This is a genomic window from Streptomyces sp. NPDC059255, assembly GCF_042752355.1.
Taxonomy (GTDB): domain Bacteria; phylum Actinomycetota; class Actinomycetes; order Streptomycetales; family Streptomycetaceae; genus Streptomyces.
In genome coordinates this window covers 36,716-52,460 of the sequence record NZ_JBHYZP010000003.1, presented here as the reverse complement: position 1 = coordinate 52,460, position 15,745 = coordinate 36,716, and the positions used below count along the sequence as shown (strand labels likewise).

Sequence of the window (15,745 nt, the reverse complement as noted above, 5' to 3'; positions counted from 1 at the left end):
CATGTTCCCCTCCCGGGCCCCGGCGCAGGAGCTGTTGGTGGGGCGGGCGCCCCGCGGCGGGCCCGACCTTCCGCGTTGTCAGGACGGGGCGCCGACGCTACGAAGGCAGGCCCAGTGATCTGACGAGCTGGACGAGTTCCTCCTGGAACAGCTTGTCCATGGTCTTGGCCCCGTTGCTCAGATGGCCGTGGATCTCCAGGGACACCAGCCCGTGCAACTGGCCCCAGATACGCAGGGCGAGCGCGAGCGCGGCCGGGGGGAGGCCGGGAAGATGGGGACGCAGCCAGTCCACCAGGGCGGGGTCGAAGTCGGACCAATCGAAGCCGCTGTCGGTGTAGAGGTACTGGGCGTGTGGCCAGGCGGCGACCGCCAGTTCGGTCAGACTCCCGCAGAACCGCAGCTCAGCCTCGGGTGCGGCGCCGTCCGGCGGCGGGACGTAGCCGGGTACGGCGTCGCCGTAGATGAGCCGGAAGCCCTCGGTGTTGGAGAAAACCCAGGTGCGGTAGGCATGCCCCCACGCCCGGATCCTGCGGCTGGGTTCGCCTGCAGGGATGGGGGCGATGGCGGCGTCGACGGTGTCCGCGAGCGAGGTGTAGACATCGTTGATCAGAGTGGTGACCAGGTCATCGCGGGTGGCGAAGTAGCCGTAGATCGCGTTGGGCGTCATGCCCATCTCCCGGGCGATGGCTCGCAGCGTGATCGCTCCGGGGCCGCCCGACGCCAAGAGCCGCAGCGCCGTGCTCTTGATCTCGGCTGTCGTCTCGATCCGCAGGCGCTCGCGCCGCGATGTGGTCCCAGTTGCTGCCATACACCCAGTCTACAGTCCCGCAGTTTCGGTTCGCCATATCTTAACTTCACGCTGTACATTCTTTGTACGCGACTCTGAAAGCTGGGGTTGGTCAGCGCATCTGTGCGCTCCGAGATGAGGAGAAACGGCCATGACTGGTCTGCAGGACAAGGTAGTGATCGTGACGGGCGGCGCCCGGGGGATCGGCGCGGCCACGGCCGCCCGCCTGGCGAAGGACGGCGCCAAGGTGGTGATCACCGACCTGCTCGACGAGCAGGGCACCAAGACCGCCGCCGAGCTCGGCGGCCTGTTCCTCCACCACGATGTGACCAGCGAGGACGACTGGCAGCGCGTGGTCGACGCGACTGTCGAGCACTTCGGCCGCCTGGACGGCCTGGTCAACAACGCCGGCATCGCCACCGGAGCGCCGGGCACGCCGATCGAGAACGAGACCGTGGAGTCCTTCGAGCGGTCGCTGAAGGTCAACCTGACCGGCGTGTTCATCGGCCTGAGGACGGTCGTCGGACCGATGAAGGCGGCCGGCGGCGGCTCGATCGTCAACATCGCCTCCGTCACTGGCCTGTCCGGCTTCCCCGGCGTCTCCGGGTACGGCGCGTCCAAGTGGGGCGTCCGCGGCCTCACCAAGATCGCGGCCGCCGAATTCGGCACCCACCGGATCCGGGTCAACGCCGTCAACCCCGGCGCAACCCTCACCCCGATGAACGAAGGCCAGGTACCCGTCGGAGAAGGCAACTTCCCCCCGGCCCCGCTCGCACGCATCGGCGCCCCCGAGGAAATCGCCGAAGCGGTCTCCTTCCTCATCTCCGACGCGGCCTCCTACACCACCGGTGCGGACATCACGGTCGACGGTGGCTGGACAGCCCGACCGGCCGGGTGACTCAGCCTCCGTAAGGCCGGACCGCAACCTTGAACCCTGCCACCGGTCAACACCCGGGCCCCGCTCAACTCGAGTGGGGCCCGGACATGTCTTCCGTATCCACCGGTGCATGGTGTGCGGCTGGGCCGACGCGGATCGAAACGACCTACGGGCGCCCCGTCGATCACAACTGTCGTCGGCAGCTCCGCTGGGGCGGACGCAGGAGTTTCTGCCCTCTCGGCGTCACACAGGCAGGGCTTGGCCGACGGGACCGCGTATCCAGGCTCAGGTGCGCTGATGCATCCGGATGACACCGTCCGTGACAGTGGTCATGACTGCCGTGCAGACCTCGTGCCGGGTCATCTCGCCATCCCGTTCCGCTTCCCAACCCACGTAGATCAGGCCCATCAGGACTCGCCTGACCCAAGAGCGGGACAGATGCGGGTGAAGCTGCTCGGTTGCCCCAACCAGAACGTCATCGAACATCTTTACGTTTTCATACATGTGCTGCATGAGGGGCGGATCATTGAGGATGGCCGGCTCGCTGGCCAGCCACAGCATCACGGGGCCGAACTCGAGGTAAGCCTCAACCACGCGCCGTAGCGCCTCCAAGGGTGTCCCGCCCGAGCCGACCTGCCGACTCGCGGTGGCGGTCTCCTCGATCGCAAGGCGCGCCACGGCCCGGATCACGTCGGCGCGCTCAGGGAAATAGCGGTGCAGCGTACTGCGGCCGACCCGTGCGGCGGCAGCCAGCTCCGTCATGGACGCATTTCGGTTCTCGCTGAACAGTTCGACGGCCGCCGCGAGGATCGCCGCCCGGGTCCGTGAACGCGCCGCGCTTTCGCGTGGCGACCCTGCCGTCGCGCCTGCTTCCCCTGTCATGTCACACAGAATAGACCCCTGGCTCAATCAGGACCACCAGTGAACCTTTGTGGGACACATGTGTTTCAATATGGGTGTGGTTGCAGGTCCTGGTGTCCCGCTCAATCCGACGGTGTTCGCGGTCTGGTGGAGGCCGACGTCGTCCTCCGGCAGATGGCCTCTCATTGGAGGGTTCGCCCGCGTTTGCACCCTTTGCCGTCGGCACGCGCGCCAGATGCCCAGCACTTTCGCTGCGCTCGGACCACGCAGGAGACCCCCTTGAGCAGCAACGAACAGCGAGCTGTACCGAGGACACGTCCAGGCCCTGCGGATCGACGAGGAAACCCCGCGCGTGGCCGACACAGGCTCATGACGGCATGCCGGCGTTCCTGCTCCCAAGCAGCCCACGACGCAGACGTGTTGCTGGGACAGCTTTCACGAACCCCATCGGGCCACACACCGATACAGCGCCCGATACCACAATGACGAAGGGACACATCATGGTGAGCACTGACCGCGTACTGGTCATCGGCGGTGGCGTCGCCGGACTGGCCACGGCCATCGGCCTGGACATGGCCGGCAGGGACAGCGTCGTCTTCGAGGCGGCCTCGCACTCACAGAGCCATTCCGGCGCCAGCCTGTTCCTGGGCCCCGCGGCACTGGGCGTTCTCGAGACGATGAAGCTAAGCGACGAGGTGCACGACAGGAGCATGCCGGGATCGATGCTGATTCCCGCCTCCGGCGCGGAGTTCGAGGACCCCCGGCTGCCGGAGGACTTCGACTTCGGCGCCGTGGGATTCCGCTGCATCGACCGCGCGGCGCTGCAGGAGATCCTGTCCGCCGAGGCTGCGCGCAGGGGGATTGAGATCCACTACGACAAGCGGCTCATCACCCTGAATGAGGGGGCCGCATCGGTCCTGGCGCACTTCCAGGACGGCACGACAGCCGAAGGCAGCCTCCTGGTGGGCGCGGACGGCCGGATGTCGCGCGTACGCTCCCTGCTCTTTCCCGGCACGCGGCTCACCTTCGCCAACAGTTGGTACGTGTACGGAACGTCCACCACCGACGGGCTCGACGAGGAACTGCGGGCGCGCCTGGAGCGCGGCGAGGGCTACCACCACGACGGCCCCGGCACCTTCCTGCTCGCCTACCGCGACGCCCCCGCCCGCCCCAGCAAGATCACGTTCCTGCTGACCGGCCAGTCCGAACGGAAGATCCCCGCCAAGCACTTCGAGCACCGAGACCGCGACGGACTCCGGGCCGAACTGGCGGACCTGGTGGGGACGTGGTCCGAGCCCGGAGCGCGCATCATCGAGCGCGCCACCCACGTCATCCCCACGCAGGTCTACCGTCCCCCGTCCCTGACCTCCTGGTACCACGGACGCACGGTCCTCGCCGGGGACGCCGTGCACGCGACCGACCCGCTGACCGGCCTCGGCTCCGCCTTTGCCTTCGAGGACGCCCTGTACCTCGCCAAGATGCTGCGCGACCACGACTACCGCGACGCCTTCTACTACTTCCAGGAAGACCGCCGCCCGCACACGTCCGTCGTACAGGAGGCGCTCGCCAACGGCGCTTTCGCCCTCAAAGACGGTACTTTCGCCCTCGAAGAGCCCCAGGCCGCCGACGGTGACGGCCCCCTGGAGTGGATCACCCGCACCTTCGACATCGACTGGGACCGGACCGACACCTCTCCTCTGGCTTCCCTGGCCGGCGCGACGACCACCCCGGAGCCGGCCATGCCCCAGGCAACGACGGACAGGGCACCGCAGTGACCGGGACGACACTGCTCAAAGTGAAGGACGCCGCCTCGCTGACCAAGCGGCAGCGGTGGGCGGCCCTGGCGATGCTGGCCGGAAGCCTGCTCGTCGTGATGATGGACATGACCATCCTCATCATGGCGCTCCCCGAGATGGTGGCAGAGCTCTCGCCCACCTCGTCGCAGCAGCTGTGGATCGTGGACATGTACTCCCTGGTGCTGGCCGGGCTGCTCATCCCGATGAGCGCCCTGGCCGACCGGTGGGGACGCAAACGCACCCTGCTGACCGGATTCGCGATCTTCGGCGTCGTCTCCCTGCTCGTGCTCGTCGCCACCAGCACGGGGGCGGTCATCGCGCTGCGCGCCGTCCTCGGCGCCGCCGGGGCCATGATCATGCCCACCACCTTGTCCATGATCCGCAGCATCTTCCACGACCCCGCCGAGCGTGCCCGGGCCCTGGCCGTCTGGTCGGTGATCCTCAGCATCGGCGGGATCATCGGGCCGCTGGTGGGCGGTTCGCTCCTGGAGTTCTTCACCTGGCACTCGGCATTCCTGATCAACGTGCCCTTCGTGGCGGTCGCGCTCGGCTTCGGCATCTTCCTGCTGCCCGAGTCGCGCAATCCCGATCCGCCCCGGTGGGACCTGCCGGCCGCGGCGCTGTCCATGGCGGGGATGGCCGGCCTGGTGTGGGGGATCAAGGAGATCGCCAAGAACGGCTGGGGCGACACGACGGCCTGGGGCGTGACCGCAGCCGCCGTGCTGGTCATGACGGTCTTCGTACGCCGCTGCCTGAACCGCCCGGACCCCCTGCTGGACGTACGCCTCTTCCGCAGCAAACCGTTCACCGCGGGCACCGTCGCGGCGCTGACCGCCAGCATCGCCATGGCCGGGGTCGTGCTCCTGATCGCCCAATGGCTGCAGAACATCGCGGGCTTCAAACCCGTCGTCGCGGGCCTGGCCATGATGCCCATGGCCCTCGGCTCCCTGGTCATGGGGCCTCTCGCCCCGAGACTCGCGGCGCGGATCGGAACCCGCAACGCCCTCGCCGGCGGCCTCGCCCTCACCGGCATCGGCCTGCTGTGGCTGTTCGCGGCCGGCGATCTGCATGCGTACTGGCAGCTGATCGGGCCGCTGGCACTCGTCGGCGCCGGCGTCGGCTCGCTGGCCATCGCCTCGGCGATCATCATGGGCAGCACCCCGCCGGAGAAGGCGGGCAACGCCGCCGCGATCGAGGAAGCGATGTACGACTTCGGCAGCGTCCTGGGCATCGCCGTCCTCGGCAGCATCGCCTCCGCCCTCTACCGAATACACCTCGGCATCCAGGACTTCGCCCCCCGAGGCATCACCGGGCAATTGGCCACACAGGCCGACGAGTCGGTGGTCGGAGCCCTGAACGCCGCACGGGAGACCGGACTTGCGGACCTGGCGGACACAGCGGCGCAAGCGTTCGGCAGCGCACTGTCCCAGACCTCCCTCATCGGCGGCATCGTCATGGTCGGGACAGCCCTCGCCGTACGGGCACTCGTGCCCAAGGAGTTCGACATCGCAGGGCACAACTCCAAGTAGCCGCGCCCGGGCCCTGCGACACCAGGCCCGTGGCCCGGAGCGGTGTGAGTGACGGCCCTGAGCCGGAGTCCACCTTGTCCCGTGCACCGGCCGTCGGGCCGGCCCTTCCGCCCCGGGCGGAGCAACGGAAACGCCACACCGAACAGTTGATGCACAAAGCAGGGAGACCATGCCGTCAACGTGTGCAGGCCAGGCCCAGATGCCCGTGCCCCAGGCTTCGAGGCCGTCCCGCCCCGGTCGGAGAAGTGCGCAGGTCGCAGTCGGCCCGCAGCGCACCAACTTCGAGTAGCGTATCTTTACTGCACATCGTAAAGTTTTATCATGGCGTCCATTTTGCGACGCCGCGACCACTGGAACTGAGGAAAGCCATGTCCACACCACCCCAAACCACCCAGGGCCTCACGCTCGTGACCGGTGGTACCGGCACGACCGGCCGCCGGGTCGTCGAACGGCTCACGAAGTCAGGGACGCCCGTACGTGTGGGTACGCGCAGCGGGCAGCCGCCCTTCTCCTGGGACGAACCCGCCACCTGGGACGCGGTGCTCGACGGCGTTGACCGCGCATACATCGTGCACCCGGTCCTGATGACTCCTGAAGCCGCCGAGCAGATCCGGGCGTTCTCTCACGCCGCCGCCGCGTCGGGCGCCACCCGACTGGTACTGCTCAGTGGATACGGCGCGGACGAGCAGGTCACTCCCGCGGAGGAGGCGGTCAAGACGGCGGGCGCCGCCTGGACGCTGGTGCGCCCGAGCTGGTTCAACCAGAACTTCGATGCCGGGAACGAATCCATGCTGGGCTTTCGGGATGACATCAGGTCCGGTGTCTTCACCCGCCCGGTCGGCCGCGCGCGCTTCGGATTCGTGGACGCCGACGACATCGCCGATGTCGTGGTGGCCGCGCTGACCCAGGACGGGCACGCGGGCAAGTCCTACGACCTGACCGGCCCCCGTCTGCTGAGCTTCGGCGATGTAATGGAGGAGATCTCCGAGGCCACGGGACGAACCATCACGTACGCGCCCATGAGCGCGCAGGAGTACCGCACACAGCTCATCGCCCAAGGCGTGCCCGAGGAGGAGGCCGAGTGGATGGCCGCGGAGCCGGACCACAAAGATGGAGACCTCGCGGACGGCGTACGGCAGGCCCTTGAGCGCACGCCCAAGGACTTCGCCGTCTACGCACGCGAGACCGCGGCAACCGGAATCTGGGACGCCTAGGCAGCCTGCAAGCAGGGCGTCCGCAGCCTCACGGTCACGGAGTTCGACACCCACCGGATCCGGATCAACGCGGTCAACCCCGGCGCGGCCCTCACTCCGATGAACGAGGGCCAGGTACCGGTCAGAGAAGGCAACTTCCCCCTCGGACCTGCTCGGCCGGAATCGGCACCCCTGAGGAGATCTCGGAGGCAGTGTCCTTCCTGATCCCTGACGCCGCCTCGTACATGACCGGCACGGACGTCACCGTGGACGACGGTTGAACAGCCCAGGTGACACAGCACCCGACATCACCAACGAGAACACTGCCTGACCTGGCATCAGGCCAGGCCATGGGCCCCGCTCGCTCAACACGGGCGGGGCCCTGTCATCTGATTCTCTGATGCCCTCTACGACCCCATCGGGGCACGTAAATGGACTGGGCGTCAGAGGCACCCCTCCCGCAGAGGGTGGGCAGGTCGACCAGGAGGCTGTCTTCACGGCGGCCGACCTGCTCGGTCAGGTCTGGGTAGAAGCCGTGCAGCCGAATACATGGCCGGCGGTGCTGGTGGTGTTGTACCGGTGCCGCAGCGGGCGGCGGTCGCTTGACCTCGCCCAGAAATGCGATCTCCTCGCGGGGTGCCTGTGGACGCTCGCCGGCAGCCAGGGCGATGACGTCGACCTCGTACTTGGTACGGGCCTGCGGGTCGGCGACCTGAATGCCACAGCAGCAGGGCCAAGGGGATCAGCCGATGGAGGACCCGATCGAGCAAACCGCCGAAATCATGGACCTCAGCCGCTCCCGAGTGGTCACCGATGTGCCCATCAATGGGCACAAAAAATGCCCCCAAAATCTCCGTTTCCGCAGGTCAGAGGGCATCTAATTGTGGAGCCTAGGGGAGTCGAACCCCTGACATCTGCCATGCAAAGACAGCGCTCTACCAACTGAGCTAAGGCCCCGCGACGAATGGGTACGCCGACCGGCAGAGACCGGCACTCCCATCACCGTGCACCAGAGTACCGGGTGCACCAGGTGATCCCGCAAAACGATTGGGGCTCCCCGTCCGCGACCACGCTCCGTAAGATGCCCCACGAGGTTCGCAGCAGTGAAGCTGCCGCATTGGGGAAGCGATGGGGAGACGCGTATGGATGCCGCACAGCAGGAATCGACTGCCAGAGCCAGAGAACTCCAGAGAAGCTGGTACGGGGAGCCGCTGGGGGCGCTCTTCCGTCGCCTCATCGACGACCTGGGGCTGAACCAGGCGCGGCTCGCGGCCGTGCTGGGGCTGTCCGCTCCGATGCTCTCGCAGTTGATGAGCGGCCAGCGCGCGAAGATCGGCAACCCCGCGGTGGTCCAGCGGGTGCAGGCGCTGCAGGATCTGGCGGGTCAGGTGGCGGACGGCAGCGTCAGCGCCGGGGAGGCCACGGACCGGATGGAGGAGATCAAGAAGTCCCAGGGGGGCTCCGTCCTGACCGGGACCAGCCAGACCACGAACAGCTCGGGCGCGCCCACCGTGCGCCGGGTCGTGCGGGAGATCCAGTCCCTGCTGCGGTCGGTCGCCGCGGCCGGCGACATCATAGACGCGGCGGACTCCCTCGCCCCGACCCAGCCCGAACTGGCAGAGTTCCTCCGGGTCTACGGTGCCGGGCGCACCGCGGACGCGGTCGCCCACTACGAGGCGCACCAGAGCTGACGCGGTACCGGCCACGGGCAAGGGCAAGGGCGGAAGTCCGCCGGACACGACGACGGGGAGCGAGCGCGGCACCATGGGTGAGGTCTTCGCGGGGCGGTACGAGCTGATCGACCCGATCGGCCGCGGCGGTGTGGGCGCGGTCTGGCGTGCCTGGGACCACCGGCGCCGCCGTTACGTGGCCGCGAAGGTCCTCCAGCAGAGCGACGCGCACACCCTGCTGCGGTTCGTCCGCGAGCAGGCGCTCAGGATCGATCATCCGCATGTCCTCGCCCCGGCGAGCTGGGCGGCGGACGACGACAAGGTGCTGTTCACCATGGACCTGGTGACCGGCGGGTCGCTGGCGCATGTCATCGGCGACTACGGCCCGCTGCCGCCGCGCTTCGTCTGCACCCTGCTCGATCAGCTCCTCGCCGGTCTGGCCGCGGTGCACGCGGAGGGGGTCGTGCACCGCGACATCAAACCGGCCAACATCCTGCTCGACGCCACCGGAACGGCGCGGCCGCACCTGCGCCTGTCCGACTTCGGCATCTCCATGCGCAAGGGGGAGCCGCGGCTGACGGAGACCAACTACGTGGTGGGGACACCCGGTTACTTCGCGCCCGAGCAGCTGATGGGCGCGGAGCCCGACTTCCCCGCCGATCTCTTCGCGGTCGGCCTGGTCGCGCTCTACCTGCTGCAGGGTCAGAAACCCGACGCCAAGGCGCTCGTCGAGCACTTCGAGGCACATGGCACCCCGGGCGCGCCGCAAGGCATCCCGGAGCCGCTGTGGCAGGTTCTGGCCGGGCTCGTCCAGCCGGACCCGCACGCCAGGTTCCGTACGGCCACGGGCGCGCGCAAGGCGCTGACGACGGCCGTGGATCTGCTGCCCGAGGCCGGGGAGGACGAGGAGCCGGTCGAGATCTTCGACCAGATCGGTCCGCTGCCGCCCGGGTTCGGTCCCTCCGGCCCCGTGAAGGAGCCGGAACCCGAGCCGCAGCCGCAGCAGCCCCCGCAGCCCGAGCCGACACCGGCGTCGGCGCCTGTTCCGACACCGACACCGGCGCCTGTTCCGGCCCCGCTCGCGACACCGGAACCGCCCGCCGAGCCGTCCGCCGCGTCCCCGCACACGCCCACGCCTCCGCCCCCCACCTCCATGTCGGAGACCGGCAGCTTCCATCTCCCCCCACCGCCGGCCCGCCACCAAGAGCCCCGGCCGCAGCCCCAGGCGGGGCCCCTCCCGCAGCCGTACGCGCAGCCCCAGCCCCAGCCGTACCCCTCGCCGGCCGAGCTGGCCCAGTCGCAGGCACCGACCTCGGCCGTACGGCAGGACCACAGCCTCACGCGCCCGTACACCGCCGAGACCCCGCAGGCGCCCCGTACTGTCGCCCACCACGCGCCCCGCAGGCGCCCGGGACCGCCCCCGAAGGTGACGGTCCCGGTCCTGCTGCTGGCGCTGGCCTGTTTCGCGGTCGGCTTCTGGGCGCTGACCCAGGTCTGACGCGGAAGCCGTCGCGTACGCCTCACGGCGCCGGTGCGGCCCCGCCCCGGCCCCCGTCGCCGCCGCGCCGCGCGAGCAGCGTCCACACGCCGAGGCCGAGCACCAGCACCGTGCCCGTGCCGATGCCGCCCGCCGCGACCAGCGCCATCGTGTCGCTCTTCGCCGCGTCCTCGACGTCCTGCCCGGACGCGGCGGCGGCCCGGTCGTCGTCGGTCACGGCGAACGGGCCCGCGGGCCCGTCGTAACCGGGTCCGGCCTTCGGCGTGCCCTTGACGTCGACCCGCAGCGTCAGCCCGTACGGCTTCCTCCCGTACGCCGCGGCCATCTCCGGGCTGAGGTCCACCCGTAGGTAGTACCAGCCCGCGAACCGCATGTCCTGGTCGCCGGAGCGGCTGCCGAAGCGGTTCTCGTAGGCCACCGGCGGCAGCGGATCGAGGGCCGTCGTCTTCTGCTTGCCGTCGTACGAGACCGCGTTGCTGCCGTCCACGAACCCGCGCGCCGGGTTGTACAGCGACACGGAGAACGCGCCGCCCACGAACTTCTGTCCGTCCGAGCTGCCGAGGTCCGCACTGGCGAAGAGCTGCTGCCCCCAGTCGACGGGTACGCGGTAGAACAGCGACTCCCCCGGCTCGATCCGCGTCGTCCACTCGCCCGTGTCCAGCCCCTTGGCGTCGGCGAAACCGCTGCCGCCGGCCCGCTCGCGCACGGTTCCCGCGACCGGCTCGGGGGAGGCGCTCGGCCACTGGGAAGGAGCCTCGGTCGGTCCGGTCTCCTTGAGCCCGGGTTCGGTGACGTGCCGGATCTCCAGCTCCCACGGCGCGGGGGAGGATTCGCTGTCACTGGTGCGCTCGACGACGACGTAGTACGTCCCCGACTCCTGGCAGGTGGACGCCCCCTCCTCGATCACGCGGTAGGCGTAGGCGGCGATCGGCCGGGCGTACACGCCCTGCGCACCGAAATTCGACCGGTTCGAACCGCAGTCGGTGCCTTCGCGGTTCTGCAGGGAGACCTCGATCTGGTCCCCGTAGGCGACCTTCGTACCGGACTCGGGCACCGCGACCGCCGAGACGTAGTCGCTCGTGTTCTTCGTCAGCTCCAGCCGGTAGAAGCGCTTCTCACCCGGCTCGATCGCGTCACGGTAGACCGCGCCCGTGTCGAGCGTCTTCGCCTCGCTCGTGGTCGTCGCGCCGGCGATCGGCCGCCCGCCGGGCTCGAAGGCGTACGGAGCCGGCCCGCCGGCCGCCCACACCTGCCCCGGCAGCGCCACCACCGCGCCCATGGCCGCTGCCAGGCACATCACCGACGTCGCGGCCGACGCCACCCGGCCCCTGCTGCGCTGCCCGTTCACGCGCTTCTCCCCCTGCCTGTGCCCACGTTCCGCCTGCGAGGTCCCATCCTGCCCCGGCAGCCGTGCCCGTGTCTGCCCGCCGTCCCTCCACGCCCGCGGAGCGGCCCGGAGCGACCGGGACAGGCCCGGAGCGGCCCGTCAGAACGGCGCGGTGCCCGGGCAGCACGAAGCCCCGGCCGCTCGGCGACCGGGGCTCGCATCAGGACTGCTGCGTCTCACACACCCGAACCTGCGGGCACGGAGTCGGTCGCCTCCGTCCACAGATCCTGCTCGGCGCGGTCCGCCTGGATCTGGCGGTACACGAGGAGCCCGCCGATGGCGGCCAGTGCGACCAAGAGAAGCTTCTTCACCGCGCGACCTCGTCTTTCCTTGACGTAGGGGACTTCTGGCGCCCGACTATACACACCGATCGATATCGATCGGTGACCTGTCCACACCCCAACTGCCGCCTTCGTCAGGGACGGACACCGACAGTAAAAGAACGGTCGCTCAGACGGTCGCTCAGCGGGACAGTCCGAAAAAGAACCGCACCATGCAATCGGCCCGTACGGAAATTTCCGTACGGGCCGACATTCGCGGTGGGGCTAACAGGATTTGAACCTGTGGCCTCATCCTTATCAGGGATGCGCTCTAACCAACTGAGCTATAGCCCCGCGCTGCCCCTGAAGATTAGCGCACTTCAGGGCCAGCCCCAAAATCGATGACCCGGACCTCACTCGTCCTCGGCGAGCGTCAGCTCGACGCCGCCCACGAAGCCCGCGGAAAGGTTGTAGATGAAGGCCCCGAGCGTGGCCAGAGCCGTCGCCAGCACCACGTCGATCACGGCGATGACGGACGTGAAGACGAGCACCCGCGGCAGCGACAGGAACGACTGGAGGTCGAACCCGTTGCTCTCGTTGGACCCCGTGGCCTCACTGATCGTCCCGCCGACGGTCGCGAAGACGCCCATCGCGTCCATGACCATCCACAGCACCGCCGCCGCCACGATCGTGCAGATACCGAGCGCGATGGAGAGCAGGAAACTGACCTTCATCACCGACCACGGGTCGGCCTTGGAGACCCGCAGCCGCGCCTTGCGCGTCCGGGGCGTGGTCCGCGCGCCCGTCCTCGGCAGACGCACCGCCGCCGTGGCGGCGGCGGAGCCCGCCGGCGGCGCGGCGGATCCGGTGGCACCGGTGGTCCCGGTGGTCCCGGTGGCGGAAGGGGCAGATGTCACGGAAGCTCCCTGTTGACCCTGGTGTGCCGTCGGCATGGGTCCCTGTCCGGCTTGAGTGGCTCCGCCGCCCGGAGAGGGATACGCCTGCGGCGGGTGGTACGGCTGAGCGGCCGGCTGCGGCTGCCCAGCGCCATAGGTGTCGTACGGGGGTTTGTTCCCCCTGGTATCGGTCACCGCACTCCCTTGGGAGTCCGTGGCAGAGCCACGGGCACCGTTCGCTCCGGAAGCGGCAGATCCGGCGCCCGTGGCTCCGCTCACGCTTACTCCTCGTGCTCCCCGGCCGGAGGCTTGCTGCCCCCGGCGACCTCGGCCGTACCGGACTCTTCGGCCGCCGGGTCATCGCTCCCGTCGACCTCTTCGGCCTCACGGCCAGCCTCGGCGTTGCGCGCGATACCCACGACGGCATCACGCTTGCCCAGGTTGATCAGTTGGACGCCCATGGTGTCACGGCCCGTCTCCCTGACTTCGTTGACTCGCGTGCGAATCACACCACCGCCGAGGGTGATGGCAAGGATCTCATCAGTCTCCTCGACCACCAACGCGCCGACGAGCGACCCGCGGTCCTCCACGATCTTGGCGGCCTTGATGCCGAGGCCGCCACGGCCCTGGACGCGGTACTCGTCGACGGCGGTCCGCTTCGCGTATCCGCCGTCCGTGGCAGTGAAGACGAAAGTACCGGGCCGGACGACATTCATCGAGAGGAGTTCGTCGCCCTCGCGGAAACTCATCCCCTTGACCCCGGACGTGGCACGGCCCATCGGCCGCAGCGCGTCGTCCGTCGCCGTGAACCGGATCGACTGCGCCTTCCTGCTGATGAGCAGCAGATCGTCCTCCGCCGACACCAGCTCGGCGCCGATCAGCTCGTCGTCCGCGCCCGTGTCGGTCTCCCGCAGGTTGATCGCGATGACACCGCCCGACCGCGGAGAGTCGTAATCCTTGAGCGGCGTCTTCTTGACCAGCCCCGCCTTTGTTGCGAGAACGAGATACGGCACGGCCTCGTAGTCCCGGATCGCGAGGATCTCGGCGATCTGCTCGTCCGGCTGGAAGGCGAGCAGATTGGCCACATGCTGACCCCGGGCGTCCCGGCCCACGTCCGGCAGCTCGTACGCCTTCGCCCGGTAGACCCGGCCCTTGTTCGTGAAGAACAGCAGCCAGTGGTGGGTCGTGGAGACGAAGAAGTGGTCGACGATGTCGTCTTCCTTGAGCTTCGTCCCGCGGACGCCCTTGCCGCCGCGCTTCTGCGAGCGGTAGTCGTCCGTCTTCGTACGCTTCACATAGCCGCCCCGCGTGATGGTGACGACGATGTCCTCCTCGGCGATCAAGTCCTCCATGGACATGTCACCGTCGAAGGGAACCAGCTTGGAACGCCGGTCGTCGCCGAACTTGTCGACGAGAACGGCCAGTTCCTCACGGACGATGGCGCGCTGCTTCTCCGGCGACGCCAGGATCCCGTTGTACTCGTTGATCTTCGCCTGGAGCTCGTCGTGCTCCGCGACGATCTTCTGCCGCTCCAGGGCCGCCAGCCGGCGGAGCTGCATCTCCAGGATCGCGTTCGCCTGGATCTCGTCGATCGTGAGCAGCCCCATCAGGCCCGTACGCGCGATCTCCACCGTGTCGCTGCGCCGGATCAGCGCGATGACCTCGTCGATCGCGTCGAGCGCCTTGAGCAGACCGCGCAGGATGTGCGCCCGCTCCTCCGCCTTGCGCAGCCGGAAGCGCGTACGCCGGACGATGACCTCGATCTGGTGCGCCACCCAGTGCCGGATGAACGCGTCCAGCGACAGCGTGCGCGGCACCCCGTCCACCAGCGCCAGCATGTTCGCGCTGAAGTTGGACTGCAGGTCGGTGTGCTTGTAGAGGTTGTTCAGCACGACCTTGGCGACCGCGTCCCGCTTCAGGACGACGACCAGGCGCTGCCCCGTACGGGAGGACGTCTCGTCGCGGACATCCGCGATGCCGCCGATCTTCCCGTCCTTGACCAGGTCGGCGATCTTCTGGGCCAGGTTGTCCGGGTTGGTCTGGTACGGCAGCTCCGTGACCACCAGGCACTGGCGGTTCTGGATCTCCTCGACCTCGACCACCGCGCGCATCGTGATCGAGCCGCGGCCCGTACGGTACGCCTCCTCGATGCCCTTCCGGCCCACCACCAGTGCCCCCGAGGGAAAGTCGGGGCCCTTGATCCGCTCGATCAGCGCGTCCAGCAGTTCCTCGTGCGAGGCGTCCGGGTGCTCCAGCGCCCACATCGCGCCGGCCGCGACCTCCCGCAGGTTGTGCGGCGGGATGTTGGTGGCCATCCCGACGGCGATCCCCGCCGAGCCGTTGATCAGGAGATTCGGGAACCGCGCCGGCAGGACCGTCGGCTCCTGGTTGCGGCCGTCGTAGTTGTCCGTGAAGTCGACGGTCTCCTCGTCGATGTCCCGGAGCATCTCCATCGACAGCGGCATCAGCTTGCACTCGGTGTACCGCATGGCGGCGGCCGGGTCGTTGCCCGGCGAGCCGAAGTTGCCGTTGGAGTCCACCAGCGGCATCCGCATCGACCACGGCTGCGCGAGGCGGACCAGCGCGTCGTAGATCGAGGAGTCGCCGTGCGGGTGGTACGTACCCATCACGTCACCGACGACGCGGGCGCACTTGTAGAAGCCCTTCTCGGGCCGGTACCCGCCGTCGTACATCGCGTACAGCACCCGGCGGTGCACGGGCTTGAGACCGTCCCGTACGTCCGGCAGCGCGCGCGACACGATGACGGACATCGCGTAGTCGAGGTACGAGCGCTGCATCTCCGTTTCGAGCCCGACGGGCTCTACGCGCATCGCCAGCCCCTCGACCGCCACGGCGGCCTCGGCGATCTCCTGAGCCACAGGAGTCCCGGGGGTACCGGGGGTACCGGCGGCGCCGGAGCTCCCGGAGTCGTCCGGAGCGGGGGTTTGGGGGGTGTTCTCGTCGGCCATCGCTGGTCAGTGTTCCTTTCGG

General features: G+C 68.9%; 13 protein-coding genes, 2 tRNA genes and 1 pseudogene. 7 read left to right on the top strand and 9 right to left on the bottom strand.

Annotated features, from left to right (window positions below):
- Nucleotides 1-97: 97 nt before the first annotated feature.
- Nucleotides 98-808: a TetR/AcrR family transcriptional regulator gene (locus ACFXKG_RS05850; RefSeq protein WP_384832971.1), complete on the bottom strand. Its 711-nt coding sequence runs from the start codon at nt 806-808 to the stop codon at nt 98-100.
- Nucleotides 809-938: 130 nt separating this feature from the next.
- Between ACFXKG_RS05850 and ACFXKG_RS05845 the strand changes: the two genes are divergently transcribed.
- Nucleotides 939-1,685: a glucose 1-dehydrogenase gene (locus ACFXKG_RS05845; RefSeq protein ID WP_384832968.1), complete on the top strand. Its 747-nt coding sequence runs from the start codon at nt 939-941 to the stop codon at nt 1,683-1,685.
- Between the two features lie 264 nt (nt 1,686-1,949).
- Here ACFXKG_RS05845 and ACFXKG_RS05840 read toward each other — a convergent pair whose 3' ends face one another.
- Nucleotides 1,950-2,546 carry a TetR/AcrR family transcriptional regulator gene (locus tag ACFXKG_RS05840; RefSeq protein WP_384832965.1) on the bottom strand — a complete coding sequence of 199 codons (597 nt, stop codon included), beginning with the start codon at nt 2,544-2,546 and terminating at the stop codon, nt 1,950-1,952.
- Between the two features lie 479 nt (nt 2,547-3,025).
- On the opposite strand from ACFXKG_RS05840, the gene ACFXKG_RS05835 reads away from it, so the two are divergent.
- From ACFXKG_RS05835 to ACFXKG_RS05820, 4 genes are all read left to right on the top strand, one after another.
- Nucleotides 3,026-4,300, top strand: a complete 1,275-nt coding sequence (locus ACFXKG_RS05835) for an FAD-dependent oxidoreductase (protein WP_384832962.1) — start codon at nt 3,026-3,028, stop codon at nt 4,298-4,300.
- An 11-nt stretch (nt 4,301-4,311) separates the two neighbouring features.
- Nucleotides 4,312-5,850 carry an MFS transporter gene (locus ACFXKG_RS05830; RefSeq protein WP_384833693.1) on the top strand — a complete coding sequence of 513 codons (1,539 nt, stop codon included), beginning with the start codon at nt 4,312-4,314 and terminating at the stop codon, nt 5,848-5,850.
- Between the two features lie 368 nt (nt 5,851-6,218).
- Nucleotides 6,219-7,064 (top strand): NmrA family NAD(P)-binding protein, encoded by an 846-nt coding sequence (locus ACFXKG_RS05825; protein ID WP_384832959.1) that lies wholly within the window; start codon nt 6,219-6,221, stop codon nt 7,062-7,064.
- Nucleotides 7,052-7,324, top strand: a complete 273-nt coding sequence (locus ACFXKG_RS05820; RefSeq protein ID WP_384833690.1) for an SDR family oxidoreductase — start codon at nt 7,052-7,054, stop codon at nt 7,322-7,324. The genes ACFXKG_RS05825 and ACFXKG_RS05820 overlap by 13 nt, the downstream gene beginning before the upstream one ends.
- A 104-nt stretch (nt 7,325-7,428) precedes the next feature.
- On the opposite strand, the pseudogene ACFXKG_RS05815 reads toward ACFXKG_RS05820, so the two are convergent.
- Nucleotides 7,429-7,758: pseudogene (locus tag ACFXKG_RS05815) on the bottom strand (hypothetical protein); the annotation flags it as partial.
- Between the two features lie 169 nt (nt 7,759-7,927).
- Nucleotides 7,928-8,000: transfer RNA gene (locus tag ACFXKG_RS05810), tRNA-Ala, on the bottom strand.
- A gap of 185 nt (nt 8,001-8,185) precedes the next feature.
- On the opposite strand from ACFXKG_RS05810, the gene ACFXKG_RS05805 reads away from it, so the two are divergent.
- Together ACFXKG_RS05805 and ACFXKG_RS05800 are read left to right on the top strand one after the other, a co-directional pair.
- The gene (locus tag ACFXKG_RS05805; protein ID WP_329822797.1) at nt 8,186-8,734 is read left to right on the top strand and encodes a DNA-binding protein; all 549 of its coding nucleotides are present in this window, start codon (nt 8,186-8,188) and stop codon (nt 8,732-8,734) included.
- 73 nt (nt 8,735-8,807) lie between these two features.
- On the top strand, nt 8,808-10,211 hold the full coding sequence (locus ACFXKG_RS05800; RefSeq protein WP_384832956.1) for a serine/threonine-protein kinase: 1,404 nt from the start codon (nt 8,808-8,810) through the stop codon (nt 10,209-10,211).
- Nucleotides 10,212-10,233: 22 nt separating this feature from the next.
- On the opposite strand, the gene ACFXKG_RS05795 is transcribed toward ACFXKG_RS05800, so the two are convergent.
- The 5 genes from ACFXKG_RS05795 to gyrA form a co-directional block, all read right to left on the bottom strand.
- Nucleotides 10,234-11,559: a hypothetical protein gene (locus tag ACFXKG_RS05795; RefSeq protein WP_384832953.1), complete on the bottom strand. Its 1,326-nt coding sequence runs from the start codon at nt 11,557-11,559 to the stop codon at nt 10,234-10,236.
- A gap of 215 nt (nt 11,560-11,774) precedes the next feature.
- Nucleotides 11,775-11,909 carry a DLW-39 family protein gene (locus ACFXKG_RS05790; RefSeq protein ID WP_003958712.1) on the bottom strand — a complete coding sequence of 45 codons (135 nt, stop codon included), beginning with the start codon at nt 11,907-11,909 and terminating at the stop codon, nt 11,775-11,777.
- Nucleotides 11,910-12,138: 229 nt separating this feature from the next.
- A tRNA-Ile gene (locus ACFXKG_RS05785) sits at nt 12,139-12,212 on the bottom strand.
- A gap of 59 nt (nt 12,213-12,271) precedes the next feature.
- The gene (locus tag ACFXKG_RS05780; protein WP_384832950.1) at nt 12,272-12,949 is read right to left on the bottom strand and encodes a DUF3566 domain-containing protein; all 678 of its coding nucleotides are present in this window, start codon (nt 12,947-12,949) and stop codon (nt 12,272-12,274) included.
- A gap of 86 nt (nt 12,950-13,035) precedes the next feature.
- Entirely contained in the window at nt 13,036-15,723 is a 2,688-nt protein-coding gene (gene gyrA / locus ACFXKG_RS05775; RefSeq protein ID WP_384832947.1) for a DNA gyrase subunit A, read from the bottom strand.
- Nucleotides 15,724-15,745: the final 22 nt, after the last annotated feature.

Excerpts from the sequence above, each read along its gene's own strand:
- ACFXKG_RS05850 (WP_384832971.1), bottom strand. The coding sequence starts at position 808 with ATGGCAGCAACTGGGACCACATCGCGGCGCGAGCGCCTGCGGATCGAG.
- ACFXKG_RS05845 (WP_384832968.1), top strand. The coding sequence starts at position 939 with ATGACTGGTCTGCAGGACAAGGTAGTGATCGTGACGGGCGGCGCCCGG.
- ACFXKG_RS05840 (WP_384832965.1), bottom strand. The coding sequence starts at position 2,546 with ATGACAGGGGAAGCAGGCGCGACGGCAGGGTCGCCACGCGAAAGCGCG.
- ACFXKG_RS05835 (WP_384832962.1), top strand. The coding sequence starts at position 3,026 with ATGGTGAGCACTGACCGCGTACTGGTCATCGGCGGTGGCGTCGCCGGA.
- ACFXKG_RS05825 (WP_384832959.1), top strand. The coding sequence starts at position 6,219 with ATGTCCACACCACCCCAAACCACCCAGGGCCTCACGCTCGTGACCGGT.
- ACFXKG_RS05805 (WP_329822797.1), top strand. The coding sequence starts at position 8,186 with ATGGATGCCGCACAGCAGGAATCGACTGCCAGAGCCAGAGAACTCCAG.
- ACFXKG_RS05800 (WP_384832956.1), top strand. The coding sequence starts at position 8,808 with ATGGGTGAGGTCTTCGCGGGGCGGTACGAGCTGATCGACCCGATCGGC.
- gyrA (WP_384832947.1), bottom strand. The coding sequence starts at position 15,723 with ATGGCCGACGAGAACACCCCCCAAACCCCCGCTCCGGACGACTCCGGG.